Here is a 26,130-nt window from a genome sequence, read left to right on the forward strand (position 1 = left end):
ACGCTATAGCCACAACTTGACTGCTATCAATTGTAGATAATTCTCTACTTATAAGATAACAATTACAAACTTATGTAATCAACTCTTCATATAACAATGTAAAGAATTACCCTTTTCATTCATTTTTCATGCGTATCTATGTACATTTTTTTATTTATTAGTTATATTATGGTTATTGAATGATTACGAAAATAAATCTATCGCTTATAAAAACGTTTGTATTTTTTATATCCATAACAACACTACAAAATGTATGAAAATCCATTTGTCAAATGAATTCTACACGGAAGGAGGCTTGTAGTTCGTTCATCAGGATATAAAAAAACAGTTTTCTTTTTAGATAACTGCTAAAAAATACAGGAGGCGACACGATGTTTCGTACGATTTCAAACTTTATGAGAGTAGCTGAGATAAGAAGGAAAATCTTTTTTACACTTGCGATGTTAATTGTTTTTCGAATTGGCACGTTTATACCAGTTCCTCATACTAACGCAGAGGTATTAAAAGTACAAGATCAAGCCAATGTTTTAGGTATGCTTAATGTATTTGGCGGAGGAGCCTTACAACACTTCTCAATCTTTGCTGTAGGTATCACACCATATATTACAGCCTCCATTATTATACAGTTGTTACAGATGGATGTTGTACCTAAATTTACAGAGTGGGCAAAGCAAGGGGAAATGGGCCGTAAAAAATCAGCTCAGTTTACCCGATACTTTACAATCATTCTCGCATTTATTCAAGCCATTGGAATGTCTATTGGCTTTAACAATATAGCAGGCGGGCAACTAATTTCTAATCCAGGATGGACTACGTATTTATTTATCGCTACAGTGCTAACTGCCGGTACTGCATTTTTACTTTGGTTAGGTGAACAAATTACTGCAAACGGCGTAGGTAACGGAATTTCAATGCTTATCTTTGCAGGACTTGTTGCAGCGATTCCAAATGTCGTAAATCAAATTTATTTACAACAATTTCAAAATGCTGGAGATCAACTCTTTATGCATATTGTAAAAGTAGTATTGATTGGACTCATTATTTTAGCGATCGTTGTTGGTGTTATTTACATCCAACAGGCAATTCGTAAAATACCTATTCAATATGCAAAAGCTGTTTCAGGGAATAATCAATATCAAGGGGCAAAAAATACACATTTACCGCTTAAAGTAAACAGTGCGGGTGTAATTCCTGTTATTTTTGCTTCTGCATTTCTAATGACACCACGGACCATTGCGCAGTTATTCCCTAACTCTGATATATCTAAATGGTTAAGTACAAATCTGGACTTTACACATCCAGTTGGAATGATCCTTTACGTTGGACTCATTATTGCTTTCACATACTTCTATGCATTTGTTCAAGTAAATCCTGAACAAATGGCCGAAAACTTGAAAAAGCAAAATGGCTACGTTCCAGGTATTCGACCAGGGAAATCGACAGAGAAATATGTAACAAAAATTTTGTATCGCTTAACGTTTATTGGTGCAATTTTCTTAGGTGCTATTTCAATTTTACCAATTGTATTTACGAAAGTGGCTACTTTACCACCTTCTGCTCAAATTGGTGGTACAAGTTTACTCATCATTGTAGGGGTAGCGTTAGAAACAATGAAAACACTAGAAAGCCAGCTTGTGAAGCGTCACTATAAAGGGTTTATAAAGAAAATAAACTAATATTTTTACATACAAATTAGGCATAATGAAACCCTCTCGTTTTCTATATGAGAGGGTTTTTATTTATGTAACTTTGAAAAACAACAGTATACATATAAAAAAACATTTAATTACATATCAATTCCATTGTCATAAACACACTATTTTATTCTTCTATTTCACAACTGAAATACAATTATGTTACATTTCTTTTTTCAATAATCTCCCCTGTTTAAAGTACACTCCAAGTGTAGAGCGATTTGCTAAAAATACACCCATCAAGATGAGACACGCTCCGATTCCCATTACTGGATTAATTGGTTCCCCTAAAAATACGTATCCTGTAATAACAGCAATTAATGGAGATACATACAGCCAAGTTGATGGGAATACTGGATTGGTCTTTGACAAGAGCCAATAATATAAACCATGCCCACCAATTGACCCTACAAAGATAAGATATAGAATGGGCCATTGTACACTCCAAGATGTTAATATATCGAGATTTGGCTGTTCTATAAAAATAGAACTAATCAGAAGAAAAAGTCCACCGTAAAACATTTGGATTCCGTTAATGAGAAACGGCGATACTTTTAGCAGATCTGAAAGTATTTCTTTTGAATGGATGGAACCTATGCCATAAAATAATTCGCCGACTAATATGACAAGGCAAGCGATACTCCATATAAAAGTGAGTTGTTGGTGCATCCCTGGTAAGGAGATACAAACAACTCCAATAAGCGCTATGATTAGAGCGAGAAATTGCTCCCGTTGTAGTTTTGTTTTATTTCTCTTCGATTGTAATAACAAAATCATCATTGGCCCTGTTGCAGAAAGAACAGCTGCTAAACCCGAAGAAATATACTGTTCAGCCCAATATAATGTTGCAAATGTCATAAAGGTTAAACAAAAACCAGCATATATAATTCGTTTTGAAAGTAGATATGGTATAATACCTTTCCGTTTTAAGGTAAATATGATGATTAGAATAACACCCGCTAAAAAGAAACGGATTCCCGCCGAGAATAATGGTGGTGCCCCCGCTTCAATCCCAATTTTTATCGTTAAAAATGTTGTGCCGAAAATCATACAAATTAAAATATAATTAAAAATGACCATTATGTTTCCTCCTTTTGATTTTTAAGATGAGTATAGAGGAAACAGTGTATAACAGTATATCAACGTATATAACAGTTGGATAAATCTATAGTTGCTCCTACATATGTTTTTAGGTTTAATTAAATTAAAAAGAAACTCAGGTGAGATCATGAAAATTGTACTACGCAAAGAGTCTAATATACCATTCTATCAACAAATTTATATGCAAGTTGTTGAGCGGATTCAAAGTGGAATGTTATTACATAGTGATTCCTTACCTTCTTTACGTACTATAGCAGATGATTTGAAAATAAGTATATTAACCGTTCGTAAAGCCTATAAACAGCTGGAAACAAAAGGTTATGTACAAATTAAACAAGGAAAAGGTGTGTATATACATAAACATGAACATCGGAAGCATCAGCCTACGCCGTATGATTGGCAACATACGAAATCAATCAATGTCATGCGATCTCAATATGTAATGAATCAACATAGGAAATATTATGATTTTTCACAGGCCATTCTTTATCCTCGTCTTTTACCTAATCCATTTCTTTCGGATGAAATGCAAAAAATAATAGACAAAGATCAAATGATATTAGCAACTTATGGACCAGTTCAAGGAGATGAAGAGCTTCGAATAGAAATTGCAAGATACTTAAAAGATTATCAAAGACTAGCTGTAGATCCTTCTAATTTATTAATTACAAGTGGCGCCCAGCAAGGAATTGATTTAATCGCTCAAACATTGTTACAACCAGGTGATACAGTTATAATAGAGAGCCCGTGCTACGGTGCAGCAATTGATGTATTTATAAACAAAGGGGTTAAAATCATACCAATTGAGCTTGATGAACAAGGAATTCGCTCTGATTTAATCGATGAAGTTTGTCAAAAACAGAGACCCGTTTTAGTATATGTGAATCCTACTTTTCAAAACCCTACAGGTACTATAATGAGTAGCCAAAGGAGAAATGAACTTGTAGAACTAGCAGAACTGTATCATTTTTTTATAATTGAAGATGATTCTTTTGGGGAAATATATTTTGATGAAGTTATAATTCCACCTCCACTTAAAACCTTTGATACAAATGGTCACGTTATATATTTAAAAGGATTCAGTAAAACATTAGCGCCAGGCCTTCGTATTGCAGCATTAGCTGTAGAAGGACCTATTTTTGAATGGTTATATGCTGTGAAAGCTTCGATGGATATAGGAAGTCCGTTACTAACACAAAAGGCACTTCTTCCATTTTTACGAGCAGAAAGAATGAAAAATCATTTAGAAAAATTACGCACCGCATTACAACTAAGACGCGATACAACACTAGAAATATTAACTTCTCTAACAGGAGAAATTCATTTTCAAAAACCTCTAGGTGGTTTTAATTTATGGATTACACTTCCAGATTCAATCAATGCTTTTATGTTACTTAAAAAAGCGAATGAAGCGAACGTTTCTTTTCTACCAGGAACGGCTTGTTTTTTGAATCATGAATCAAAATATAACTATTTACGAATTAGTTATTCTATGTTAAATGAAAAAGACATGTTGATTGGATTAAAAAGATTTCATAACGTATTGCTAAACTCCCTAAAACAACAAAAAATAGTTAATATATCTCCATATTAACTATTTTTTCAGGTTGTATTGGTGCAATATCTTTTCTAACATTTCGCAAGTAACTGGTTGTGCTCCAGCTGTTAGTTGATAACCAACGCGACCGTTCGGTTCTGCCGTTGCTTGTTGTAATGTTTTAATATCATGAATTCCTTGTTCTCTTAAATACATCAGCAGTTGCTGTTCTGTCATTTTCGTACGTCTCAAATTATTTTTCAAAATTTCTCCATTTTCAACAATAACAATGCTATTACCATTTAAAAATTGTTCCATCTCTCTTGATTTCATTTCTACATAATGAATAATAAATAAAACACCTGAAAATATACAAGCAGCAAGGATAGACGGTCCTACTTTTCTACTTAGCACTGGTTCTACAATAATACGCCCAATAGAGACAACGATAATAATTTCAGCTCTTGTCATCTGATTAATTGATTTACTTCCGGTTAATTTTAAGGCGAGGATACCCGTAACAATTAAAATTATGCTTTCAAAAAAAATATTCATCAACAATCCATTCCTTTAATGCTAATTTATGAATAACATTACCATTAATTAAATTCTTTATTGTTCACACAGTTCCTAAAAACTAAAAACAAGTATATACTAGCACTCCCTAGCATGTACTTGTTTTTAGTTATCCTAGTCAATCCTTACTAGATTTTTTAAAATTCCAAAAGAGATTTTCAATTTGTGCCTTCTCTTTTTATTTGGTACAATTCCCAAGAATGACATAGGGGATTTTTCTCTTTTTTTCATTTAAATAATTTTGTGAACGATGAATATATATTTATAATCCAAGTAATAAGAGACTGAAATGTATATGTATTCTTATCAATAATCACACTTGTTAGACTACCTATAACAGCACTCCCGATTATGTCAAATGGATAATGATGTCCTACCCAAATACGTGAAAAACCTGTCAAAACTGCTAATAACCACATAATAGAGCCAATTAAACGTTCACGAAGTAAAACGGAAGTCGCTACAGCAAAAGCTAAGGCAGTATGTTTACTTGGAAATGAGGAATTACTCTTTGATGGGATAAGCAAACGAATTCGATGGAAAATAAAAGGACGAGGTTTAAAATAAAAAAGTTGGATGATACGGTTTATAAATAAAGTAACTCCTGCTGAAATTCCTGCATACAAAATAATTTTTTTGTAGAAATTGTTTCTAAACCACATAAATATTAATATGAAAAGGTATAGATAACGCGTCTTTTGTGAAAGAAAAACCATTATCGCATCCATAGTAGTTCCTCGTCCAGCAAGACGATTTATAACCTTAAACAGCATATAATTCATTATAAATGTTCTCCTTTATTTCTGAAATGATATATAAAGTCCATTAACTAATAAAAAATGGAAAACAGTTTATGACTGAATTGCCTAGGTGGCAATTGTTCACCAATGAATTTAAAATGGTCCCCACAAACTATAAACCATCCCTCCAACAATGAACACTAAACCTAGAAATAACACTATAAAAGCGAGAATTGATTTTTTATTATCTTCCATGAACTTTACCTCCTTAAAAATTATTGGTTCTATATAAATTTCCCCACAACAAAAACCTTTAGTCATAATTATGGCTAAAGGTTTTTGTCATCATACTTATAAGGAATAAAAATATGGAATTATAACCTGTAAGAACAGGCTATATACAGTTAAGAAAGATTAAAACCTTTTTATTTGCCCTCGAATTTCTCCGTTTGGGTGGTTTTCCGTATGAGCGTTTACATACGAATTGCCGATTTCCATCTTTCTTGCTAGTTCTAACAAGGACATACCTTGTAAAGGACCAGTAAGGTCACTTTCTACAATTATTCCCGTTACCACTCCTCTATTGACACTAATACCACGCGTTACTGGTCCAAAAAGAAATGCGACAACCTGACCATTTTCGCCTCGCGTCCCTAGATGAATGTGAACAGCAGTCAATATTTCTATATCATTAAGCACCAATTTAAATCGAAGTCCTGTAAAATCAGTATTAAATCTAAATAGTACTAAACCGCAAGCATCTGTTTTTACAAGAGGCACTTCTTCTCGCCCTGTTAATCTAGTTAAAAAACATTTAGACAAAGTATAGTTCACTTCCCTATTCATTAAATAATGTATTTTATTCATTTGATAGAAAACAGCTTGCACGTTTTTACTATAAATAGATTTATCGCTTTTAGATGCACAACGATAATTACATTTTCTTGGGTTAATGGAATCTTATCAATGTTTTTTTTAATGCATTTATCAAAATAGTACGAAATATTAATAAAAAAGAGTCCATCTCAATTCCACAAATCTATGCATTTTTTTGTTCAATGATGTCTTTGGTTCATACGATACATTTCTCTTCCGCTCAAATTCGCTTTATGCTAAGCTGCACTTTTACAAAAATAAATCATATAGTGACTTTAACAATCCCTAATCTAATAAAGTAGGTGAAGACTATGCCCTCTGTTGTCGGAAATCTTGTTGTTCAAAATAGTAACGGTTCTTTTAACTTAGGTGATTTCTATAATGTTTCTCCGAAAGAGAATACAAAAGCCTATAATGGTTCAGGATCATCTAATGTTGCTTTTGTAACTAATACCTTTAACGGTGTGAGTGCAACGAATACATTTGATTCTGATGTTGCAGATCAAAATCAAGTTGGAACAGCTTAATTTTGTTAAGAGTAATAAAATCAGTTTTATAAATTGTACACAGCACCAATTGGAATTGTTGAAAAATATATTCCATTCTGAGTCATATACGTAGGATAATAATATTGTACAGACGGATAGTCAAAATGCATACCTTGCATCTGCATTGTTTGTACCTGCGCTTGTAATGCCTGCTGAACAGATTGAAGTGTACCTTGTGCTGAAGTATATGTTACAGCAGGAACTCGAATTTCATTATTAAAATATGGAACATTCATATTCATTCAACTCCCTCTTATATAATCATCCACACACTGTTTTATATATTATGGATATGAGTTTTAAAAAGTTCTAAAGCGTAACAATATTTAACAACCTTTTGTCCACCGTTGGAAGGAATGAAGATGCAGCAAAAATATTTATACAAACGGAAATGAAGACTAAGAACCGATATATACATGGTTCTTAGTCTTCATTTCATTTTATACAATACTCATTGTCCTTTTAAAACATTCTCTTCAAAATATTTTCCCCAATCAGGTTGTCTTCCATCAATATCTTTAAATCCATATTCTCTCGCTAACCCCCAAGAACTAAGGGCTTTTCCTGTTTTATTATGAACGTTCGAATCACTTGCTAAAGCAGCGATTGCTCTACCAATAAAGAAAGGTGTTTCAGATGCGATAAAGTGTGGATCTTTCTTTGCACCTTCTTGCCAATTTTCTTCTGTTACACCAAATAAATCTAACATTGCTTCCGAACGGAGAAATCCAGGGCTTACCGCAACAGCAGTAATATGATGTTCCTCTAAATCTTTCGCCATTGCTTCTGCCAAATGGATGGTTGAGATTTTTGCTAAGCTATAATATAGGTTACCACGGTACTGATAATCGACACCATCTGTAATTTCAATTACAAGTCCCTTCTTATTGTTCACCATTAGGGGGGTACCATAGTAACTTGTCATCATGTGTGAATGGACAGCACGTTGTTGCATAAGTAATCCATTATGTAAGTCATGTTCCCAAAATGGTTTTCCCCATTCAGTAAGCGGATCTCCGCCCCAAACATCATTTACTAAAATATCAAGTTTGCCGTTTTGTTCATCTTGAATTTTTGTAAATAATGCTTTAATATCCTCTTCCACTGTGTGATCTACACGTACGGAAATCCCCTTTCCTCCTTGTTTTGTAACAAGCTCTGCTGTTTCTTCAATCGTTTCTGTTCTTCCCATTGATGATAAATTACCCTTTGTACTTCTTCCTGTTACATACACAGTTGCTCCTGCTTCACCAAGCATCATTGCAATACCTCTTCCAGCACCACGCGTTGCACCAGCTACAACTGCGACTTTTCCTTGTAATGGTTTCATATACAATTCTCCTTAATATTTATTTTCCAGTCTAATTAATTTAGGTACATGCTCTCTATCATACTTTTTTGTATATATTTCCTCATCCGGAGTAACAAATTGTAGCGTAATCTTACCACAAACACCAGTGTAAAATTCGAACTCACCTTGTGAATTTGAAATAGCAAGTTCTTTATTTACGATTGAGTCTGCATAAACTTTAACATTCGATATAGAAAGGTTGTTGCCATCTACAATAACTGACTTTATATGAATAGCAACCCCTTTACAATTTTCACTTCCTTTATTATACATAACCATTACTATCACTCCGGTTCCTACGACAATACATATCAACAAGGCTATTATGTTTTTCTTCATAATAAACCTCCTATATGAAGTGTTAGTCTTTCTTAAAATGGAAATCTACACGATTTACTTGTTTCATTTCCTCGATTACTCTATGAATTCCTATCCTAATTTTATCTTCTTTCATATTTGATACATTCAGTTTTAAAAGTTTTTCTTTACGGAAAGAAGACAAATAATTTTTATCAACAGTCTCTATAAATATTTGATTTTGCCCTAAGTTTTTAATAAGCGTTTCCGTGACAATACTTTTATGTAATGATAAGCACGTATGTATTCCTATTTTGCTTTCTGTTTTACAAAACAGATGTTGATTTTCTTTATAAGCTTCTTCTAATGCTCCAGATAACGCCTTAGATCTAGCGTAATATGACAATTGGATTTTTTGTTTGTGTCGTTCAAACATCCCGCTTTTTATGTAAATTTCTAAAGCAGCTTGGGAAATCATTGAACTATCAATATCTAATAGCTTTTTATATTTATGAAACGCTTCTGCAATAGAAGCAGGAATAACTGCCACACCTACACGTAATCCAGGGAAAATAATCTTCGAATAACTTTTTAGATAGATTACATGTGAAGAATTATCGTAACTATATAGTGGATCTACCTTTGGGTTTTGTTCTAAATCTGCTAAATAATCATCTTCTACTATAAATACATTGTATTTCTTTGCGAGAGAAATAATCTTTTCTTTTTCCTTCTTAGAATATGAAGTGCCGAGTGGATGATGAAATCTTGGGATGGTATAAAAGAATTTTATCTTTCCCGTTCGAAATATCTTTTCTAACTCAAATAAATCAATACCTTTAGCAGTGCGTTTTATTCCGATTACAGGAGTACGATTTGTTTCTAGATATTCAATAAATAAGTGATAACTCGGTTGCTCAATGAGTATCGTTTCATTTTGATTTGGAAAGGGTATTGAAGTTAATATAACTAGAGCTTGCTGAACTCCTGAGGTGATAAAGATATTTTCTTCTTTTGCGAAAACTTGATAGTTCGCTAGTTGTTTTTGCACAATTGAAATTAAAGATGGCAGCCCTTTAGGTGTACCATATATAAACAAATCATTCTTATACGTATCAATTGCCTTATTAATACAATGTTGAAAATCTAAGTAAGGAAATACATCAGGATCTGGAGCTGAAGATGCAAAATCAAAATTCTCTGTTTCATCTTCTTCATAATTCTCCATTTTTTTCACCACATAATATCCACTTTGAGGTACGGAATAAATAATATGGCGCTTCTCTAATTCATGAAGCGCACGTATAATGGTTGCTTTGTTGCACTCATATTGTGATACGAGTGAACGTATAGACGGTAATTTCCTACCTTCTTTTATCTCTCCTTTTTGAATCATGCTTTCTAAATCATTTAATACATTTAAATATTTATACATGATTACACCTCAACGTCTATTTTGTACCGGTACAGTTTGTATTTGTTCACATTGTAGCACCGATTCAGAAAGATTACCATGTACATATACTGGCCAGTAGTAAATCAATTATATGAGGTGAAATTATGAAAAACACAACTAAAGCATATACAGCCGCATTAGTATATGCCTTTATTATCGGATTTTCATTTATGTTTGTGAAATTAGCATTAACGGTTACAACTCCTCTCGATACACTTGCACACCGTTTTACAGTTTTTTTAATAGCAACTATTCCTATCATTTTTGGTTTTGTAAAATTAAATATTTCATTTAAAAACATACTTTCACTTTTACCACTAGCAATCTTTTACCCAGCATTATTCTTTGCGTTCCAGGCTTTCGGCTTAGTATATACAAGCTCGTCTGAAGCTGGGATTATCCAAGCTGTCATTCCGATATTCACAATGATTTTCGCTTCTTACTTTTTAAAAGAATTTACAAATGCATGGCAAAAAATATCTGTACTCATTTCTGTAATTGGTGTTATTTATATATTTGTTATGAATGGCACAGGAACTCATGAGACTAGTTTTATAGGAGTTGCTTTTATTCTGCTATCAGCGTTATCATCTGCTTGCTACAATGTTTTAGCACGAAAAATGACAAAGAAATTTAAGTTAATAGACTTAACATATATGATGACAATGATTGGGTTTCTTAGTTTCAATTTAATCGCTATCATTGAACATATGAATGAAGGTACTGTAAATATATACTTTAAACCATTTACAAACGGAACATTTCTTATATCTATTTTATATTTAGGATTATTGTCTTCTTTGCTAACAGCATTTTTATTAAATTATTCATTGTCTTATATGGAAGCAGCTAAAATGAGTGTCTTTAGTAATCTATCTACACTTATTACAATTATTGCAGGAGTATTATTCTTACACGAACAAATTGCATACTATCATATCGTTGGGACCATAATGATTGTTCTTGGAATAGTAGGTACAAACTTCCTAGGTAAAAAAGGAATTCATATAAAAGAAAAGAATACCTCTATTAGTAAATAAAAAGTGAGGGATTTTTCATGCAGCAGGTAATGCCTATTAATATTAGTAATATAGCTGAACTAACAAAAGAATTGGATACATTATTAAACGTATCAATATATTCTAATCAAGAACTTGAGAATTGGTTAATACAACAATCACAGACTTTAAATTCTATCAATGAGCAACTCATGCAACATTATATTGCTTTTCAACGAAATACAAATGATATAAAGGTAAAAGAAGCTTTTGACTTTGATCAAAAAAATGTACAGCCTACATTAAAACGTTATAAAAGTCTACTAGATCAAAAATATTATGAATCACCCTATCGCTTCCAGTTAGATCCCTCTCAGTTTGGATTCTTAGATACAAAAATCCAAAACATTCGAAGCCTCTTTAACGAAGAAAATATTAGTTTAGAGGTTACTGAAGATGAGTTAATAACAAGATATTTTGAAATCACTGGTAATCTCTCTTCTATGTGGGGCGGTGAAGAGGTAAACCTTTCTGAATTAAGAATATATCTACAAGATTCTGATCGAAACATTCGTCAAAAAGCGATGACTGCTATCTCTGAAAAGTTTTTATCCGTAGAGAATGAAATTCAAGAAATCTTAAATCAGTTAATTGTGCTTCGAACAAAAAAAGCTAGGAACGTTGGTTTAATGAATTATCGTGACTACATGTTTAAAAAATACGAGCGTTTTGATTATACGGCCGAACAATGCAATGAATTCGCTGAATCTATTCGTAAATACGTTGTGCCGCTTCAAGAAAAAATGCATAAAGAATTACAGGAAAAGCTTGGGGTAGATACGTTACGTCCGTGGGATATACATGCTGTACCTGCAGATCATAAACCTTTACACCCTGTAAAAAATGAAAATGAATTAATAGAAAAAAGCAAAACACTTTTCGCAGAGATTGATTCAAGTTTTTCAGCTCTTCTAGAAAAAATGCATAACCATCTAGATTTGGAAAGCAGAAAAGGGAAAGCACCTGGTGGATTCTGTGAATATTTGCCCGCATCTAAGTTATCATTTATTTTTATGAATTTAACAAAAACACAAGATGATGTTGTTGTTTTCTTACATGAGATGGGTCACTGTATTCATCATGATTTAATGAAAGATATTTCGATACATCAATATCAACATTTACCAATGGAGACTGCTGAATTAACAAGTATGACAATGGAACTATTTACAATGAACAACTGGGATGTTTTTTATAATAATCAAGAAGATTTTAAACAAGCTAAGCGAGAACAATTAACACAAATTATAGAGTATTTACCAATTACACTGATTATTGATCAATTTCAACACTGGTTGTATGAGAATCCAACTCATACTGTCGAAGAAAGAAATGCTAAGTTTTTAGAACTTTCTTCTCTATATAATTCAAGCATCGTAAATACAGATGGCTATAAAAATTGGATCGTCGCACAATGGTTATCTGTTCTGCATATTTTTGAAGTACCCTTCTATTATATTGAATACGCAATTGCACAAATTGGTGCTTTACAAATGTATAAACAATATAAAGAAAACCCTCAGCAAGCATTGCAAAACTATAAAAAAGCTTTATCTTTAGGTAGTTCTAAGTCTGTAAAAACAGTATATGAAGCAGCAGGAATTCGATTTGACTTTTCTGGTGAAACAATTAAGGATTTGATGTGTTTTGTTGAAGAGGAATTAGCGTTATTAGAAAAAATATGAGTAATTAAGCCTACGTGTTACTTAATTTAACCTTTACTAAAAGATTCTATTTTGAAATTATATTTTTCAAAATAGAGTCTTAGTTTATCATTATTAGTTTACATAATAATATTATATTTTTTCGAGATGATGACTTACAAGCAAAACACCAACTGGTTGGTATTTATATGATGATTTAAAGGAATCAATAACTATTCGATCCTTTCAGACATTTGCTGAACAAATTGTCTTGGTCGTCGATGAGGCTAATAATGAAGTGATTGGCCTTGATATTTTTGGATAAGCTTTTACTTCTAACTGAACTATTAAATGATTGTTAAAACGAAAAAAGCACAATAATGTGCTTTTTCGTTTTAACCCTTCACTTTTAATCAGATAACACCGCTTATTAAAATCTTCTTCTGGGGATCGAATCTCAATAAACAAATCTTCATAAACTCCTACTCATTAAGAAAGGGTAGAAAATTCCTTCTATGTAATTACATCAAGCTTTCTGAGAATATTGTAAAATACCATTTGCATCAAAATAATAATAATAACCATCTAATAAAATCCAACCTCTAGTCATATGATATCCTGCATAAAAATGATACCACTTGCCATCATATTTTAACCATCCAACATGTTGTGATCCATCTTGTTTCATATAAGCCCAACCTACACCATCATGTACCCAACCTGTTTGCATTTGACCGTTGGAATTAAAATAATAAAGCTTTCCATCAATATGATTCCAGCCAGTACTCATATATTTATCTTTAGGTAAATAATACCAATACCCACCATTTTGAAACCAACCAGTTTGCTGTGAGCCGTCCGCTTTAAAATATGCCCAACTTACACCGTCATGTACCCAACCTGTCTGCATTTGACCACTGGAATTAAAATAATAGTTTTTGCCATCCACCTTATACCATCCTGTTGCCATTGCCCCGGAACCATTCAATAAAAAATACCATTTCCCTCCGTCTTGTAGCCAACCATGATATAACGATCCATTTTTAAAATAATACCAGTATCCATTATAAGAGAACCATCCATTTCTTGGAGCTTTGACCATATTACGTTCTTGGTTAGAGTATTGAATACCATGTTTATTTCCTTTAATATCACTATTCCTTATTTCTGGTGAAAGTTCTGTTTTTATATGAATTGATTTTTGCTGTTGTACAGCAGGTGTTTTTTGAAATCTTTGATTCTGTTTTTCTTGCTTAGAATTTTCCTGTGCATGTGAAATAGTAGGAAATAAAATAGCAGACGATAAAATAACTGAAACTATTCTTTTTTTCATATGTATCCCCCTATGATAATGTTAAGAGTAATTTGGTAAAAATATACTCTATTAAAATATATTACCACAATGAGTGTAGTTCGAATATAAAATAAATATAAAAACATTGGAACTTGGATATAACAAGTTGCGTATAAAATGGTTTCAGAAAAACATATTGCCTCGCAAAAAAGTTTTTCATAATAATAAGAACTAAATAATAAAAAAATCAGGACGACTCCAAAGTTTCATTTCTCCACTCTGTTCATTATAGCTTTGAAAAACCTCTTATTTTAAACATTAGTCTCTCCTATATATTACTATTATTTCGAAGAACAAATTTAATTTAAACAATGACATAACGTGAGAATCAATTCTCCATTACCTAGGGGGTTAATTGTATCTATAATTCTATTTTTAAGGTATTATAATTACATAATAAAATCTTGATATAATCAGATTTAATAACACCTACATTAATACTATCCTTCTATCCTTGATAAAGTGAAACTTTAATCAGCGCGGCTTTATCCACTACCTAACTTTTTTCTTTCTTTAAATTTTATCCCATTAAAGCGAGATGAAAATAAATAGGTGTATCATTTTAATTGAAATTTTGTATGTAGTCCTCTTTAAGGATTCCATATATTTCTAAATCAATCACTCCTTTACCAGACCATAAAGAAGCTTGTCTTAACACCCCTTCTTTTATAAAACCGTTCTTTAAGAGGACTTTCTTTGAAACCTCGTTTACAGGCATGACCTCCGCTTGAATTCTGTTTACATTAACTTCTTCAAATAAAAATTTTACTACCATACGAACAGATTCAGTTGCAATGCCCTTACCCCAATAATCCTCTGCCAAAAAGTATCCAATAGATACCATGTTCACTTTTTGATTAAAATCCATAGATTCAATAATTCCAACCAATTTATCACTTTGATTCTTCTGAAAGATACCCCATTTAATTCTGCTTTTTTTATGATAATCCCTATCAAAATGACCAATCATCTTTCTTACCGTTTGTAAGTTATGTTTAGGAATGATACCGCAATATTCAAATACCTTGTCATTGTCGTAGATCGAATATAATTCCTGTAAGTGTACCTCTTCGATTTTTCTTAATACTAGATTAACAGATTCCAATACTGGGAAATCTCCAAAAACCATTTCAATATTCATTTTATTCTCTCCTTAGGTTATTCCTTAATTGGTCTTATAAGTTCTTTTCAATATATTTAGGTTTTGTATTCTTTCAAAGTGATACATTCCTCAACCCTCTGTATATTCACATTTTATAATTCAAACAAAAGTTTTTTTTGATAATTTGTGCTAATTTTACATTTATATTACAATCTATACTGTGTTCCTCTTTATGAAATTTAAGTGTATTTAAAAAGCAACAAAGCAAGTTTTCTCCTGTTTTGTTGCTTTTTGTATTAGGCATCAGTTAATCAATCTAAGAGAAATGTAATTTAATCATTTTTTGTCGAGAACATTGCAAATCAAACTTATGTGCTGTTTTTTATTATTGTTAACAATTATGTACTCTTTTCTGTATTTATTTCATTCATCATATATAATCAACAGTTTTTATTTCACGATAAAAGCTTTTTTAATCTGTAATTATCACATAATAATACGATTAATTTAAATCATTATTTTCGATTTTATTAATTACTAACTTATATCTTTTATACCATTTTTTCCATTCATTTTTTGGAAAATCCATGTCATGACCATCTAATACAGCAGAAAAAATTTCTAAACATATATGCCATCCAGATAAATCTTTTGGTGTGTGTTCATTTATTTCATGAATAAATTCCTTTAATATTAATAGACAACCATCTGGATTTTTATGTACGTCAAATCGAACACGATCTTCTCCCCAAGTAAATTCTAATACAGAATTTACTTGACAGTCTAAAATATTGATATCAATAAAATTCCCTGAGCCATCCATCTTGCTAGTTTATCATTCTCTGTTAATACAGCCCAAACTTGTTCTACTGCATGATTTAATGAACGGTTAAATTGAGCTACATATTCATTATCTATTTTCTCTATTAGAGCTAACATAGTCATACCTCCATTTAAACTCGAAAAACAAACATACGCTCATTTTTTTAAAATTTCACACAAAACACATGAAAAAGCAAATAAAAACTTATGATGTCTATAAAAATATAAATCCTTCAGTTTCTTTTAAAGTATGCAGCTAAAAGATTTTTCTATTTTCCTCTAAACGTTACAATGTATAATACATTTCATCATTAATTTGCTTTATAACAAACGGCGCAATATCTCCATTTTGAATCTTAATCCCTGGTAAATCTCTGATACTCTCTTTGATTTTACCACTCCCTTGTCCGTCTACAACAAAAGGTAACCGCACAATAGTCCAATCCACATTGCTATTTGTATCACTTGTAATTCCTTATACTTATCTTTCATCATATTCGAAAGAAACACACGAAATAACATTGCTCCTAGTTTATTTAATATACTTTTTTGATCTCCTTGTACATCCAATGATCCTCCAGAAACAAGAATATATCGCTTGATTCTGTATTCTTCCATTACTTTTAAAATATGATTTGTCACCGTACTAAATATATATGATTCTTTTTTAGGTTTCCCGACTGCATTAATAACAGCCTTGCAGCCTTGTAGTAATCGACGTATTGCAGAAATATCGCGGGCATCTCCTTTTACAACTTCCAAATGTTTATGCGATATTTTAAATATTTGTGGATTTCGTGTAAGAATACGTACAAAGTATCCTTCTTGTAGTGCTTGAGTTATAAGGTATTTACCAGCCTTTCCGTTTGCACCGATAATTGCTACTTTATTTATTATTTTCATGACTAAAGTTAGGCTCCTTTTAAAGGATATAGATTTATACATCGTATTATTGATGAGATGTAGTTAATTCGTAAACGCGTAAAAACGCAATTAAATATTCACATGCTCTCTCACAGGCTAACATTTTAAACACCTTTTGTTCCTCTACAGTTTTATCATTTGCCTGATCTGAAGCTGCTTTCAAACAAAGAAAAGGCTTTTTATTCACATGACATACGTATGCAAAAGCAGCTATTTCTTGATCAACAGCTATTGCACCATATACAGTATGTAGTAAATATCTCATTTCCGTACTGCGAATACGCTGATCTCCGGATATGAAAGTTCCAAAATGTACTGGATCATAAGCACGCACTTTTTTTATTTGTCTTACAAGGTATTTCGTTGTTTCAATAGGAGCTGCTCTACCAGTATATAAATCGAAACTATCCGTTCCTGTTCCCGCAGCGGTTACATCATGCTGTAGTGTGTTAAGTGCAACAACAATATGACCATTCTTTACTTTCTCAGATAAACTTCCGCAAATGCCTGTCATAAATAACTGTTCAGGCTTAAATTCACTTATTAGTAACTGTACGCAACTAGCACAGTTCACTTTTCCAACACCAGTAATTACAGAGATTATTTCTAATTCATTTATAGAATGAAAATGAAATTCCCAAGCAGCTCGTTTTTCTACACGATGGCTTGGATAATACTGATACAAGTATGTAAGCTCTGGTTCCCATGCGGATACAATTGCAATACGTTTCATTACACTTTTCACTTCCCCCTATTTTCATTTGAATAATTCACCAATGTTTTTTCGCTCATAACATGGAATCCACTTTTTATGTAAATACCTTATTAATTCTTTATTCTTCGTAAGTACTTCACATCCTCTTCTAGATCCTTTCTAATTTACTATTCCTTTTAAATAATTCAAATTCCACTTATTTTATATTTCAAATCCCAATCTAATAAAAACTTTTTTATATCACTTTTCCAAGCTCCACTGGATTCAAATGTATATAGTTTTTTATGTAACACGCTACTTTCTCCTCAATAAAACTTTGTTTCAACATATCATAAGGAAACAAATTTTCCTGTTGTTTTTATTCGTGATGTATTTTTTTAATTCTTTTCAATACGTTACATGAAATTTTATGTATGATCTTAACTCCCAAATGCCTAATTGTTATTATATTAATGATGAGGGAATGCAAAGAAAGGAATTAAGTATATGATGGAAAGAAACATTTTAATTATTGATGGTGATGAAGCGTTACACATGCTCTCACTTCATCAGATTGACCTTATGATATTAGATATTATGATGCCAAAACGAAATGGACTAGAAGTTTGCCAGCAAGTTAGAGAAGAAAATACGGTACCTATTCTTATGCTAAGTGCAAAAGCCGAAGATATGGATAAAATCCTAGATCTTATGACAGGTGCAGATGATTATATGATTAAGCCCTTTAATCCATTAGAATTAATAGCTAGAGTTAAAGCGCTATTACGTAGATCTTCATTCCAACAAGTTACATCACTTAATGATGATGGTATTATTCGCATCCGCTCTGTTGAAATACATAAACATAATCATACTGTGAAAGTGAATGGAGAGTATATTAAACTTACATCTATTGAATTTGATATCTTATATTTACTTGCCAGCAATACTGGTAGAGTATTTAGTTCAGAGGAAATATTTGAACGAGTTTGGAATGAGGATGGTTATGGTTCCAATAAAACTGTAATGGTTCATATTAGTAGCCTAAGAGAAAAACTTGAAACAGGAACGAATGGTGAAAAACTCATCCATACTGTTTGGGGAGTAGGTTATAAAATTGAGAAATGAGACATTTGACATATTAAAAGTCATTCCGAAATGGAAAATTGTTTTTTGGCTTTTAATATCTATTTTGCTTACACCAATTACCGAGGTTGTCATATCCCGTCTTGTTACGAGTGTAATTGACAGTTCCCTTACATTAACGGCATTAAGTGGAGAATTTGTCAGAATCGTCGGCTACGAAAAGTATATGGGATTAAAGGAGTCTCTTTGGACAATGATGGGATCCTATCTGTTTTTATTCACAATTTTTTCATTCTATGTTTATATTTTCTATCGTCACGAAAAAAAACTATATTATGAAGTATGCATAAAGCAAATGATGGACGAAATTCGTTATATTGCGGATGGTAATTTTAATCATAAAGTATCTATTTTACAACATAATTATTTAGAAGACTTAGCAACTGGTGTCAATCACATTGTAGAGCAGTTAAAAGTTTCAATTGAAGAAGAACGTCAAACTGAACAAGCCAAAAGTGAACTCATCACAAATGTATCACATGACTTACGGACACCGCTAACATCATAGTTGGCTATGTTAATCTCATACATCATGATAATTACAGAGATGAAGTAGAATTACGTCATTATATTCAAGTTATTTATGACAAAGTAAATCGATTAAACATGCTAATGAATGACTTATTTGAGTATACGCGTGTTCAAAATAACGAGTTACAACTAAATACTGTACTTATTGATATAATTGAACTACTTGGTCAACTATCTGTTCAATTTCGTATGCAATTCCAGGAAGCCAATATTGAGTGTAGACTTTCATTTCCACCAGAAAAACTTATGGTCCTTGCTGATGGAGATAAATTAGTACGTGTATTTGAGAACTTAATTATGAATGCTATAACGTATGGTAATGATGGGGAATTTATTGATATAACAGCTTATCAAGACGGAAACATGATTGTAATCGATATTACAAATTACGGACAGCCTATCCCAAGTACAGATTTAGCACATATTTTTGAACGCTTCTATCGTGTTGAAAAATCCCGTTCTGCATACACGGGAGGATCAGGCCTTGGATTAGCGATTGCAAAAAGTATTGTGGAGATTCACGATGGAACGATTGAGGTATATAGCGATACTGAACAAACAACATTTACTGTGAAGCTTCTTTCATATAAGCAATAAAAAGCATTTATCTCAACAACTAAAAATCAACTTATCACTATCAATATAAAAAATAAAAACCTAGAATGTACGCATTTCACATGGATTGTAGCTATGGCACGCCAGATGGGTTATGAGCCTCCAAATACAGATGTTTTAGGGACTAAAGAATAGTGAGAAATAAACAAACTGATTTGGAATCAGTTTGTTTATTTAAGTAGATTGTATTAAATAACAGTTTGTACCTGCGAAAGTTGATTTTTTCCAATAATTCCAAATGATTCTTCACTTTCTCCCACTGTACTTAAGAAAATTCTCCACCTCTAACTGTTACTTCCACTTCATAATTTACTTCTACGTTAAATAAATTGAAAAAATTTACTCTTTAAGAATTCTTAATTTATCCATTACTAATTCATTCCTGTCCTCTACTACTAAATCTTCTTTATGTTTAAATGTGAGTGAAAATACATGTTTATTTCCTCATGATGACCATAATTATCCAAAATTTATATATTCCTTATAATTCTTTAGAAATTCTTTACCTTTTCTTTCCTCCTAGTTAAAGATTAATTTTTACACTAGTAATATCGATATACAAGGAGGATAGCTTATGCAACATTTTAAGAATTTGATGCTTCTTATATTGTCTTTTCTTATTACTGCAATTCTTGTTTTTTATTTTTATTTCTATGTAAACGGACCTTTAATTAAAGCGAAATCAGCTATTTTAATAGAGGCAACATCAGAAGAGATTGTATATAAAAAAAATGAAGATACCCCTTTCTCCTCAGCAAGTTTATCAAAAATGATGACAGAGTATATTGTGTTAGAACAAATACAAAAAGGAAAGATCAAGTGGGATGATCGTGTGAAAATAAGTAATTCTTCCATTCAAATGGAAGGAAATAATATCGATATAACTTTTGAAGATCAAATAACGATTCGAGATTTGTTTCATGCAATGGTTCTTGCATCTGATAATAGTGCGGCCGTATTTTTAGCAGAACATATTTCAAAAAGCGAACAAGACTTTACGAATTTAATGAATGAAAAAGCGACACAATTAGGATTATCTAATAAAACGTATTTTGCAAATGCAACCGGCGTAATAAATAAACAAGAAGAATCTAAAATAACAGCCTTAGATGCCTCGAAACTAGCCCAGCATTTAATAACGGATTATCCTATGATATTAGAAATCACCCAATTAACTTCTTATCAATTCACCTTCAAAGATATACATGTTTTCAATACAAATAAAATGTTGTATTCACTTGATAGTAAAATAAAATTCAAAGGAGTCGATGGTTTACAAACTAGCTTTTCAAATCCTGCTGAATATAGTTTTGCTAGTACAGCAAAACAAGGAAACAAGAGGTTTATTTCGATTGTAATGGAGGCAAATGGAGAAAATAGTGCTTTTATCGAAACAAAAAAACTATTTACTTATGGTTCCGAGCCTACTCACCTTCCATCTCTTCAATCTGTTAAGGATTATTTGATATCGTGGATATCTCTGCTTCAGTTTAAAAATCTATTTTTACAAACAATAATAATTTTTGTTATTATTGCCATTTCACTATTCGTACATATACGAAAAAAAGATTCAGAGGATTTTTAACTAAAAAGCCTCTTTCACATAAAAAAACCGGCTTGTATTTTCTAAAAAAGTCGGTTTTCCTTATTTCCCTTTTTTCTTTTCATAGTATAATTCATCTGCATACTTTTTATTTGTTCCCTTTAAATATGCCAAAATAATTTGAGGTCTCTTTACTAAAGTCCAATCACCATGCTCATCAAATTTTCTACAAGATGTTGTCATATAAGCTTTTTTAATGGTAGTAAAGCCTTTTCCATGGATCTTACCGTATTTTTTTAAACGCATTGCAAATTCCGCATCTTCAGCCATTAATAAATCCTCATTAAAACCACCAATTGCTTCAAAATCCTTTCTATAACACCAAAACATTCCGACAGAAACGAATCCATATTTGAAAATGAGAGGAATAATTAACAATAATCCTGAAACAATAATTCCTAATGAAATACGTTCAAATTTCCCTTTTACTCCCCCTCCTATATATTTTCCAGTTTTTAAATGCTTATCTATTTCCCTTAACATATTCTCACTCATCCAGCTATCAGCATCAATTGTAACAATGATTTCTCCTCGAGCTATTTTCGCCCCAGCATTTCTAATTTTAGATAGGTTCTTATTCTCATCTTGTAAAGTTATACAATGATAAGATTGTGCAATTTCTTCTGTGCAATCACTACAACGATTTAATACAACAATTACCTCGACTTGATTTTTATAAAATTGGGATGCAACCACAATGGAATCAAGACATCTACCAATATATTTTTCTTCATTGTGTGCAGGTATGATAATGGAAAACTTAACATCTTGTTCACCATCTGTTCCGACAAAACAACCATTTCTATCCATATCATATCTCTCCTATGTAAACCTTATTTATCAATTCATTTTCTTACTATATTTACAACCGACTTATTACGCCGTTGTTTATTCAAGTTGTACTATGAACAAAGCCTTACTATTTTTGAAATGATTGAAGTCTATAAAACAAAAAGTTTTTTCTTAATGTATGTACTTTTTCAAAAAAACACCAAGGTATAGGACTCACATCTAATATCTTGGTGTTTTCGCTTTATATCTTCATTTAAATCACAACTTTTCCGATTAAAATGTCTCAATTTAAGCGTGACAATCCTACTCTCGATACTTTCATCTCTGTATTATCTTTCAGAATAATCAATTTCTCCTCATGCTGTTTTAACATCCTCAAAATTTCTGATTTACTATCTTTTTCAAAATCATTCGTCCACTTAAACATTTTCATTAACATTTTAAATGTGGGCTTATAGTTAGCCTTTTCCAGGTTAAGTAACTGCAAAATAAATCTTTTTATTATTCTGACTATCCTCTTCACTACACTTACATCTAAGAATATGATTAAATCTGCTTTTTGAAAGCTTTGCGATACCCATTTATGATGGGCACCTTCAACAATCCAAGCATTTGAATTTACAATATTGTAAAGTTGTTCATCTCTTTCCTTAGGTATATTTCTTATATCTCCATTTTTAGTCCTTCTCCAAACAACATTATCTAGCTCATAATAAGGAATATTTAATTGATAAGATAATGCTCTTGCTAAGGTTGTTTTTCCACTTCCAACAGAACCAATGATATGAATTTTATTAGGTATAATACTTTTCAAAACAACCACCACTTTATAGATTTTTACAAAATAGAATTCCCAACTTCTTTCATTAAACCTCTTCTAATTAAATTTGCTGACACAGGCTGAAGATTCAATTGTCTTGCCCAAATAGATAATTGACCAATATGATGGATCTCATGAGCAATCACATGACGTAGAACCTCGCCATATTTGAACGTCTCATCAGTCCATGAGGCTGTTAATATTTTATTCTCTAAATTACTTGACCATGTTTGTGTAAAGTCTTCCATTTTAGTTCGAAAGGAATCAGAAAGCTGCTTCACTTTTTCTAGCGTTCTATAATCTTCAAACTTCAGTTCGAAATCTGCTTTCCCTTGAAGCGCACGTATCCAGCTATACTCTACATCTACAATATGAAATAAAGTTTCTAAAATACTCCCTACTCCTCCAACACGTTTACAGAGTAAATCTTCTTCCGAAAGCTGTTTACACCATTCAAACCATTGATCTCTTACTTGCCAATTGTATCGAAATAAAGTTTCCACTAAATATCGCTCCTTTTTAATGTGTATCCAGTTAATACCATTATATTACTTATACAGAAAATTCTTTTATTTTATAGTACTATTTTGTATAAAGAGCGCTATCCAAGAACATATCAATAGAGTATTCGTTTGAAAGATAAATAGCTATAATTTTATACCTGAGCACTTAAAAGAAACCAAATTAGATTTTTATAATTTTTCCAATTAGTTTAATATCTTCTCCATCAGTCACATCATATCATTTTAAGATAAATTTTAGTTACATTCTATTAAACCATTCATATTCCAAAATACTCATTTCCCACAAATTCCAATATTCATCTCCTATTTTCCTCGCATCTCTTAATAACCCTTCTTTTACAAATCCCACTTTTTCATAGCATGTAATAGCCGCTGAATTAAAATCGAATACTCCGAGAGAGACTCTATGTAATTTTAATTGTACAAATGCAACATTGAGCACTGCTTCCATCATCTTTTTCCCAATAGATTTTCCCCTCATACTTGTATCACCAACCAAAACTTTCCCAATTCTTACAGATTTATTTATTCGGTCAATTTTTCCAAGTGAAATATGCCCAATAACCTTTTTCGTTTCTTGATCTATCACTTTATAAACAAATACATTTGCATTTTCATAATTTGCATTCGCTATATACTTCTCTAATTGTTTGTTCTGTAATGGGTATGAAAATGCCGGACCGCCCCATTGTAATAAAAACTCTTCCGAATCAATCCAATCTATAAGTTGCTTAAAATTGTTTCTTTCAAAATACTCAAGTTTGATCATTTCCCCTGACTCCTTTTAAGATTTCAAGCTCGATAATTCTTCCCTAACTCTTCTCCTATTGAAAAATAATGTCTAAAATTATAAAATAACGGACTCCATTTTTGCGGATCAATATGGTTTCCCCCTTTTATTATCTCTTCATGCGCATGTACATGAACAACCTCGGTTTCAACAATTGCAAAGAAAGGATCATATTCTGGAATCCTAATTTGTTTTACGTTTGCTTCGATTTGTAGTGGGCATTCTTTAATGCGTTGTGGCTTTACTGACTGTGAATCCAATGGTGTAAAACCAGCCATTGGAAATTTATCTTTTTGATATGTATACCCCATTTCTTGTTTATAAACTGGGACATGTTCTACTCCAGTATAGGGTGCGATTTTTTCTACTTGTTTCCACTGCAATGCAGAAGGGAAATTAATAACACATTCTCTACTCCTTTCAAGATTTCCAACCGATTTCCCTCCCAAACCAATGCCTAAAATCATATATTTTTCTAATGCCCATGAAGAAGACATTGGACTGATATTTGTTGTCCCATCTTCATTTAATGTTGATAATAAATAAATTGGGATTCCATAATATAAAATCTTTGGCTGTATCTCTTTGCATAATAGTTTACTTATTTCCGAATTCATATTGTCACTCCTAATTTTGATTCTTTATCTGTATTGTAAAACATAAAAACTTCCATTATCATCGAAATATGGATGTAAAAAAGGAGTGAAGAGGATGAATGAAAATATAGCGAAAATCGTTTCCTTAATTAGTGATACATCACGAGCAACTATCTTGGTTCACCTTATGGATGGGCGCGCCCATCCCGCTACTGAATTAGCACATGTTGCAAAAATCAAACCACAAACAGCTAGTTTTCATCTCAATAAATTATATGAGGCACAAATTGTTGAAGTAGAAAAGCATGGCAGACATCGTTATTACAAATTGGCAAATCATGAGCTAGCAGAATCACTAGAAAAGCTATTATACATTGCCCCTTGCGAACCAATTCGATCTTTTAAACAAGCAAAAGAAAATAAAGAAATTCAATATGCAAGAACATGCTATGATCATTTAGCAGGAAAATTAGGAGTTGGAATTACAAATGCTTTATTAAATAAACAAATATTAATAAAAAAGGATACTGAATTTACAGTAACAAAAGTCGGTGAAGCATTTTTTTCAGATTTCGGTGTGAACTTAGAACGATTACACAATAAAAGACGTGCATTCTCCAGATGTTGTTTAGATTGGACCGAGAGACAACACCATATTGCAGGTGCACTGGGAAATGCAATTCTGGTACGAATGTTAGAACAAAATTGGATTACTAAGTTCGAACAATCAAGAGCGATACACATAACTTCATTAGGACAGCAAAAAATTTATGAAACTTTTTCTATAAAACTTTAGTTTTATAGATGAACAATTCCCATATTTATAGACTTATACATGAATTATTCGGCAAAGGAACTACAAAATTAATCTTTATTTCAATTTGGCATAGATAATGTATGTGCTTTTCATTCATATTAAAGGAGATTCTCAATACAAAAA

24 protein-coding genes and 3 pseudogenes are annotated in these 26,130 nt (G+C 31.8%); 9 read left to right on the forward strand and 18 right to left on the reverse strand.

Annotated elements, in window-relative coordinates:
• Window positions 1-371 precede the first annotated feature (371 nt).
• Window positions 372-1,676, forward strand: a complete 1,305-nt coding sequence (gene secY / locus JDS96_RS11640; RefSeq protein ID WP_199666878.1) for a preprotein translocase subunit SecY — start codon at window positions 372-374, stop codon at window positions 1,674-1,676.
• A 180-nt stretch (window positions 1,677-1,856) separates the two neighbouring features.
• On the opposite strand, the gene JDS96_RS11645 is transcribed toward secY, so the two are convergent.
• A complete protein-coding gene (locus JDS96_RS11645; RefSeq protein ID WP_199666880.1) occupies window positions 1,857-2,774 on the reverse strand; it encodes a DMT family transporter in 918 nt (305 codons plus the stop codon).
• Between the two features lie 148 nt (window positions 2,775-2,922).
• Between JDS96_RS11645 and pdxR the strand changes: the two genes are divergently transcribed.
• Complete coding sequence (gene pdxR / locus JDS96_RS11650; RefSeq protein ID WP_199666882.1) at window positions 2,923-4,389, forward strand: MocR-like pyridoxine biosynthesis transcription factor PdxR; 1,467 nt, start codon at window positions 2,923-2,925, stop codon at window positions 4,387-4,389.
• Here pdxR and JDS96_RS11655 read toward each other — a convergent pair whose 3' ends face one another.
• From JDS96_RS11655 to JDS96_RS11665, 3 genes are all read right to left on the reverse strand, one after another.
• On the reverse strand, window positions 4,390-4,887 hold the full coding sequence (locus tag JDS96_RS11655; RefSeq protein WP_199666884.1) for a DUF421 domain-containing protein: 498 nt from the start codon (window positions 4,885-4,887) through the stop codon (window positions 4,390-4,392).
• Between the two features lie 248 nt (window positions 4,888-5,135).
• Complete coding sequence (locus tag JDS96_RS11660; protein ID WP_003197858.1) at window positions 5,136-5,690, reverse strand: undecaprenyl-diphosphatase; 555 nt, start codon at window positions 5,688-5,690, stop codon at window positions 5,136-5,138.
• 372 nt (window positions 5,691-6,062) lie between these two features.
• A complete protein-coding gene (locus tag JDS96_RS11665; protein WP_080740374.1) occupies window positions 6,063-6,515 on the reverse strand; it encodes a CHRD domain-containing protein in 453 nt (150 codons plus the stop codon).
• Window positions 6,516-6,835: 320 nt separating this feature from the next.
• Between JDS96_RS11665 and JDS96_RS11670 the strand changes: the two genes are divergently transcribed.
• On the forward strand, window positions 6,836-7,051 hold the full coding sequence (locus JDS96_RS11670; RefSeq protein ID WP_003207198.1) for a spore germination protein: 216 nt from the start codon (window positions 6,836-6,838) through the stop codon (window positions 7,049-7,051).
• A 26-nt stretch (window positions 7,052-7,077) separates the two neighbouring features.
• On the opposite strand, the gene JDS96_RS11675 is transcribed toward JDS96_RS11670, so the two are convergent.
• The 4 genes from JDS96_RS11675 to JDS96_RS11690 all read right to left on the reverse strand — a co-directional run bounded on the left by JDS96_RS11675 (window position 7,078) and on the right by JDS96_RS11690 (window position 10,155).
• Window positions 7,078-7,314: a DUF3947 family protein gene (locus JDS96_RS11675; RefSeq protein ID WP_006094922.1), complete on the reverse strand. Its 237-nt coding sequence runs from the start codon at window positions 7,312-7,314 to the stop codon at window positions 7,078-7,080.
• Window positions 7,315-7,523: 209 nt separating this feature from the next.
• On the reverse strand, window positions 7,524-8,402 hold the full coding sequence (locus JDS96_RS11680; protein ID WP_199666891.1) for an SDR family oxidoreductase: 879 nt from the start codon (window positions 8,400-8,402) through the stop codon (window positions 7,524-7,526).
• A 12-nt stretch (window positions 8,403-8,414) separates the two neighbouring features.
• On the reverse strand, window positions 8,415-8,762 hold the full coding sequence (locus tag JDS96_RS11685; RefSeq protein WP_199666893.1) for a hypothetical protein: 348 nt from the start codon (window positions 8,760-8,762) through the stop codon (window positions 8,415-8,417).
• 22 nt (window positions 8,763-8,784) lie between these two features.
• A complete protein-coding gene (locus JDS96_RS11690) occupies window positions 8,785-10,155 on the reverse strand; it encodes an aminotransferase-like domain-containing protein (protein WP_199666895.1) in 1,371 nt (456 codons plus the stop codon).
• Between the two features lie 125 nt (window positions 10,156-10,280).
• On the opposite strand from JDS96_RS11690, the gene JDS96_RS11695 reads away from it, so the two are divergent.
• Both JDS96_RS11695 and JDS96_RS11700 read left to right on the forward strand, forming a co-directional pair.
• On the forward strand, window positions 10,281-11,216 hold the full coding sequence (locus JDS96_RS11695) for a DMT family transporter (protein WP_199666897.1): 936 nt from the start codon (window positions 10,281-10,283) through the stop codon (window positions 11,214-11,216).
• A gap of 17 nt (window positions 11,217-11,233) precedes the next feature.
• Entirely contained in the window at window positions 11,234-12,919 is a 1,686-nt protein-coding gene (locus JDS96_RS11700) for a M3 family oligoendopeptidase (RefSeq protein ID WP_199666898.1), read from the forward strand.
• Window positions 12,920-13,403: 484 nt separating this feature from the next.
• On the opposite strand, the gene JDS96_RS11705 is transcribed toward JDS96_RS11700, so the two are convergent.
• From JDS96_RS11705 to mtnN, 5 genes and pseudogenes are all read right to left on the reverse strand, one after another.
• Window positions 13,404-14,210 carry a PspC-like choline-binding domain-containing protein gene (locus tag JDS96_RS11705; RefSeq protein ID WP_003197838.1) on the reverse strand — a complete coding sequence of 269 codons (807 nt, stop codon included), beginning with the start codon at window positions 14,208-14,210 and terminating at the stop codon, window positions 13,404-13,406.
• A 583-nt stretch (window positions 14,211-14,793) separates the two neighbouring features.
• A complete protein-coding gene (locus JDS96_RS11710) occupies window positions 14,794-15,372 on the reverse strand; it encodes a GNAT family N-acetyltransferase (protein ID WP_006094915.1) in 579 nt (192 codons plus the stop codon).
• 463 nt (window positions 15,373-15,835) lie between these two features.
• Window positions 15,836-16,272, reverse strand: a pseudogene (locus JDS96_RS11715) (SRPBCC family protein).
• A 169-nt stretch (window positions 16,273-16,441) separates the two neighbouring features.
• Window positions 16,442-17,058, reverse strand: a pseudogene (locus JDS96_RS11720) (SDR family oxidoreductase).
• 46 nt (window positions 17,059-17,104) lie between these two features.
• The gene (gene mtnN, locus JDS96_RS11725; RefSeq protein ID WP_018765925.1) at window positions 17,105-17,812 is read right to left on the reverse strand and encodes a 5'-methylthioadenosine/S-adenosylhomocysteine nucleosidase; all 708 of its coding nucleotides are present in this window, start codon (window positions 17,810-17,812) and stop codon (window positions 17,105-17,107) included.
• Window positions 17,813-18,280: 468 nt separating this feature from the next.
• Here mtnN and JDS96_RS11730 point away from each other — a divergent pair, with 468 nt between their 5' ends.
• The 3 genes and pseudogenes from JDS96_RS11730 (at window position 18,281) to JDS96_RS11740 (ending at window position 21,650) form a co-directional block, all read left to right on the forward strand.
• On the forward strand, window positions 18,281-18,901 hold the full coding sequence (locus JDS96_RS11730; RefSeq protein ID WP_307838177.1) for a response regulator transcription factor: 621 nt from the start codon (window positions 18,281-18,283) through the stop codon (window positions 18,899-18,901).
• Window positions 18,891-20,047: pseudogene (locus JDS96_RS11735) on the forward strand (sensor histidine kinase). The gene JDS96_RS11730 and the pseudogene JDS96_RS11735 overlap by 11 nt, the downstream one beginning before the upstream one ends.
• 592 nt (window positions 20,048-20,639) lie before the next feature.
• Window positions 20,640-21,650, forward strand: coding sequence for a D-alanyl-D-alanine carboxypeptidase family protein (locus JDS96_RS11740; RefSeq protein ID WP_199666900.1), 1,011 nt, complete (start codon window positions 20,640-20,642; stop codon window positions 21,648-21,650).
• A gap of 60 nt (window positions 21,651-21,710) precedes the next feature.
• On the opposite strand, the gene JDS96_RS11745 is transcribed toward JDS96_RS11740, so the two are convergent.
• The 5 genes from JDS96_RS11745 to JDS96_RS11765 all read right to left on the reverse strand — a co-directional run bounded on the left by JDS96_RS11745 (window position 21,711) and on the right by JDS96_RS11765 (window position 25,211).
• The gene (locus JDS96_RS11745; protein WP_199666902.1) at window positions 21,711-22,478 is read right to left on the reverse strand and encodes a glycosyltransferase; all 768 of its coding nucleotides are present in this window, start codon (window positions 22,476-22,478) and stop codon (window positions 21,711-21,713) included.
• A 265-nt stretch (window positions 22,479-22,743) separates the two neighbouring features.
• The gene (locus JDS96_RS11750; protein ID WP_199666903.1) at window positions 22,744-23,274 is read right to left on the reverse strand and encodes a shikimate kinase; all 531 of its coding nucleotides are present in this window, start codon (window positions 23,272-23,274) and stop codon (window positions 22,744-22,746) included.
• A 23-nt stretch (window positions 23,275-23,297) separates the two neighbouring features.
• Window positions 23,298-23,783 carry a DinB family protein gene (locus tag JDS96_RS11755; RefSeq protein WP_199666904.1) on the reverse strand — a complete coding sequence of 162 codons (486 nt, stop codon included), beginning with the start codon at window positions 23,781-23,783 and terminating at the stop codon, window positions 23,298-23,300.
• A 259-nt stretch (window positions 23,784-24,042) separates the two neighbouring features.
• The gene (locus tag JDS96_RS11760) at window positions 24,043-24,573 is read right to left on the reverse strand and encodes a GNAT family N-acetyltransferase (protein WP_199666908.1); all 531 of its coding nucleotides are present in this window, start codon (window positions 24,571-24,573) and stop codon (window positions 24,043-24,045) included.
• A 23-nt stretch (window positions 24,574-24,596) separates the two neighbouring features.
• The gene (locus JDS96_RS11765) at window positions 24,597-25,211 is read right to left on the reverse strand and encodes a flavin reductase family protein (RefSeq protein WP_199666910.1); all 615 of its coding nucleotides are present in this window, start codon (window positions 25,209-25,211) and stop codon (window positions 24,597-24,599) included.
• 94 nt (window positions 25,212-25,305) lie between these two features.
• On the opposite strand from JDS96_RS11765, the gene JDS96_RS11770 reads away from it, so the two are divergent.
• The gene (locus JDS96_RS11770) at window positions 25,306-25,986 is read left to right on the forward strand and encodes an ArsR/SmtB family transcription factor (RefSeq protein ID WP_199666912.1); all 681 of its coding nucleotides are present in this window, start codon (window positions 25,306-25,308) and stop codon (window positions 25,984-25,986) included.
• Window positions 25,987-26,130 lie beyond the last annotated feature (144 nt).

Source organism: Bacillus cereus group sp. N21 (assembly GCF_016483395.1).
In the GTDB taxonomy this organism is placed as follows: domain Bacteria; phylum Bacillota; class Bacilli; order Bacillales; family Bacillaceae_G; genus Bacillus_A; species Bacillus_A pseudomycoides.

Coding starts and splice junctions, on each gene's coding strand:
- secY (WP_199666878.1), top strand. CDS start 372: ATGTTTCGTACGATTTCAAACTTTATGAGAGTAGCTGAGATAAGAAGG.
- JDS96_RS11645 (WP_199666880.1), bottom strand. CDS start 2,774: ATGGTCATTTTTAATTATATTTTAATTTGTATGATTTTCGGCACAACA.
- pdxR (WP_199666882.1), top strand. CDS start 2,923: ATGAAAATTGTACTACGCAAAGAGTCTAATATACCATTCTATCAACAA.
- JDS96_RS11655 (WP_199666884.1), bottom strand. CDS start 4,887: ATGAATATTTTTTTTGAAAGCATAATTTTAATTGTTACGGGTATCCTC.
- JDS96_RS11660 (WP_003197858.1), bottom strand. CDS start 5,690: ATGAATTATATGCTGTTTAAGGTTATAAATCGTCTTGCTGGACGAGGA.
- JDS96_RS11665 (WP_080740374.1), bottom strand. CDS start 6,515: ATGAATAAAATACATTATTTAATGAATAGGGAAGTGAACTATACTTTG.
- JDS96_RS11670 (WP_003207198.1), top strand. CDS start 6,836: ATGCCCTCTGTTGTCGGAAATCTTGTTGTTCAAAATAGTAACGGTTCT.
- JDS96_RS11675 (WP_006094922.1), bottom strand. CDS start 7,314: ATGAATATGAATGTTCCATATTTTAATAATGAAATTCGAGTTCCTGCT.
- JDS96_RS11680 (WP_199666891.1), bottom strand. CDS start 8,402: ATGAAACCATTACAAGGAAAAGTCGCAGTTGTAGCTGGTGCAACGCGT.
- JDS96_RS11685 (WP_199666893.1), bottom strand. CDS start 8,762: ATGAAGAAAAACATAATAGCCTTGTTGATATGTATTGTCGTAGGAACC.
- JDS96_RS11690 (WP_199666895.1), bottom strand. CDS start 10,155: ATGTATAAATATTTAAATGTATTAAATGATTTAGAAAGCATGATTCAA.
- JDS96_RS11695 (WP_199666897.1), top strand. CDS start 10,281: ATGAAAAACACAACTAAAGCATATACAGCCGCATTAGTATATGCCTTT.
- JDS96_RS11700 (WP_199666898.1), top strand. CDS start 11,234: ATGCAGCAGGTAATGCCTATTAATATTAGTAATATAGCTGAACTAACA.
- JDS96_RS11705 (WP_003197838.1), bottom strand. CDS start 14,210: ATGAAAAAAAGAATAGTTTCAGTTATTTTATCGTCTGCTATTTTATTT.
- JDS96_RS11710 (WP_006094915.1), bottom strand. CDS start 15,372: ATGAATATTGAAATGGTTTTTGGAGATTTCCCAGTATTGGAATCTGTT.
- mtnN (WP_018765925.1), bottom strand. CDS start 17,812: ATGAAACGTATTGCAATTGTATCCGCATGGGAACCAGAGCTTACATAC.
- JDS96_RS11730 (WP_307838177.1), top strand. CDS start 18,281: ATGATGGAAAGAAACATTTTAATTATTGATGGTGATGAAGCGTTACAC.
- JDS96_RS11740 (WP_199666900.1), top strand. CDS start 20,640: ATGCAACATTTTAAGAATTTGATGCTTCTTATATTGTCTTTTCTTATT.
- JDS96_RS11745 (WP_199666902.1), bottom strand. CDS start 22,478: ATGGATAGAAATGGTTGTTTTGTCGGAACAGATGGTGAACAAGATGTT.
- JDS96_RS11760 (WP_199666908.1), bottom strand. CDS start 24,573: ATGATCAAACTTGAGTATTTTGAAAGAAACAATTTTAAGCAACTTATA.
- JDS96_RS11765 (WP_199666910.1), bottom strand. CDS start 25,211: ATGAATTCGGAAATAAGTAAACTATTATGCAAAGAGATACAGCCAAAG.
- JDS96_RS11770 (WP_199666912.1), top strand. CDS start 25,306: ATGAATGAAAATATAGCGAAAATCGTTTCCTTAATTAGTGATACATCA.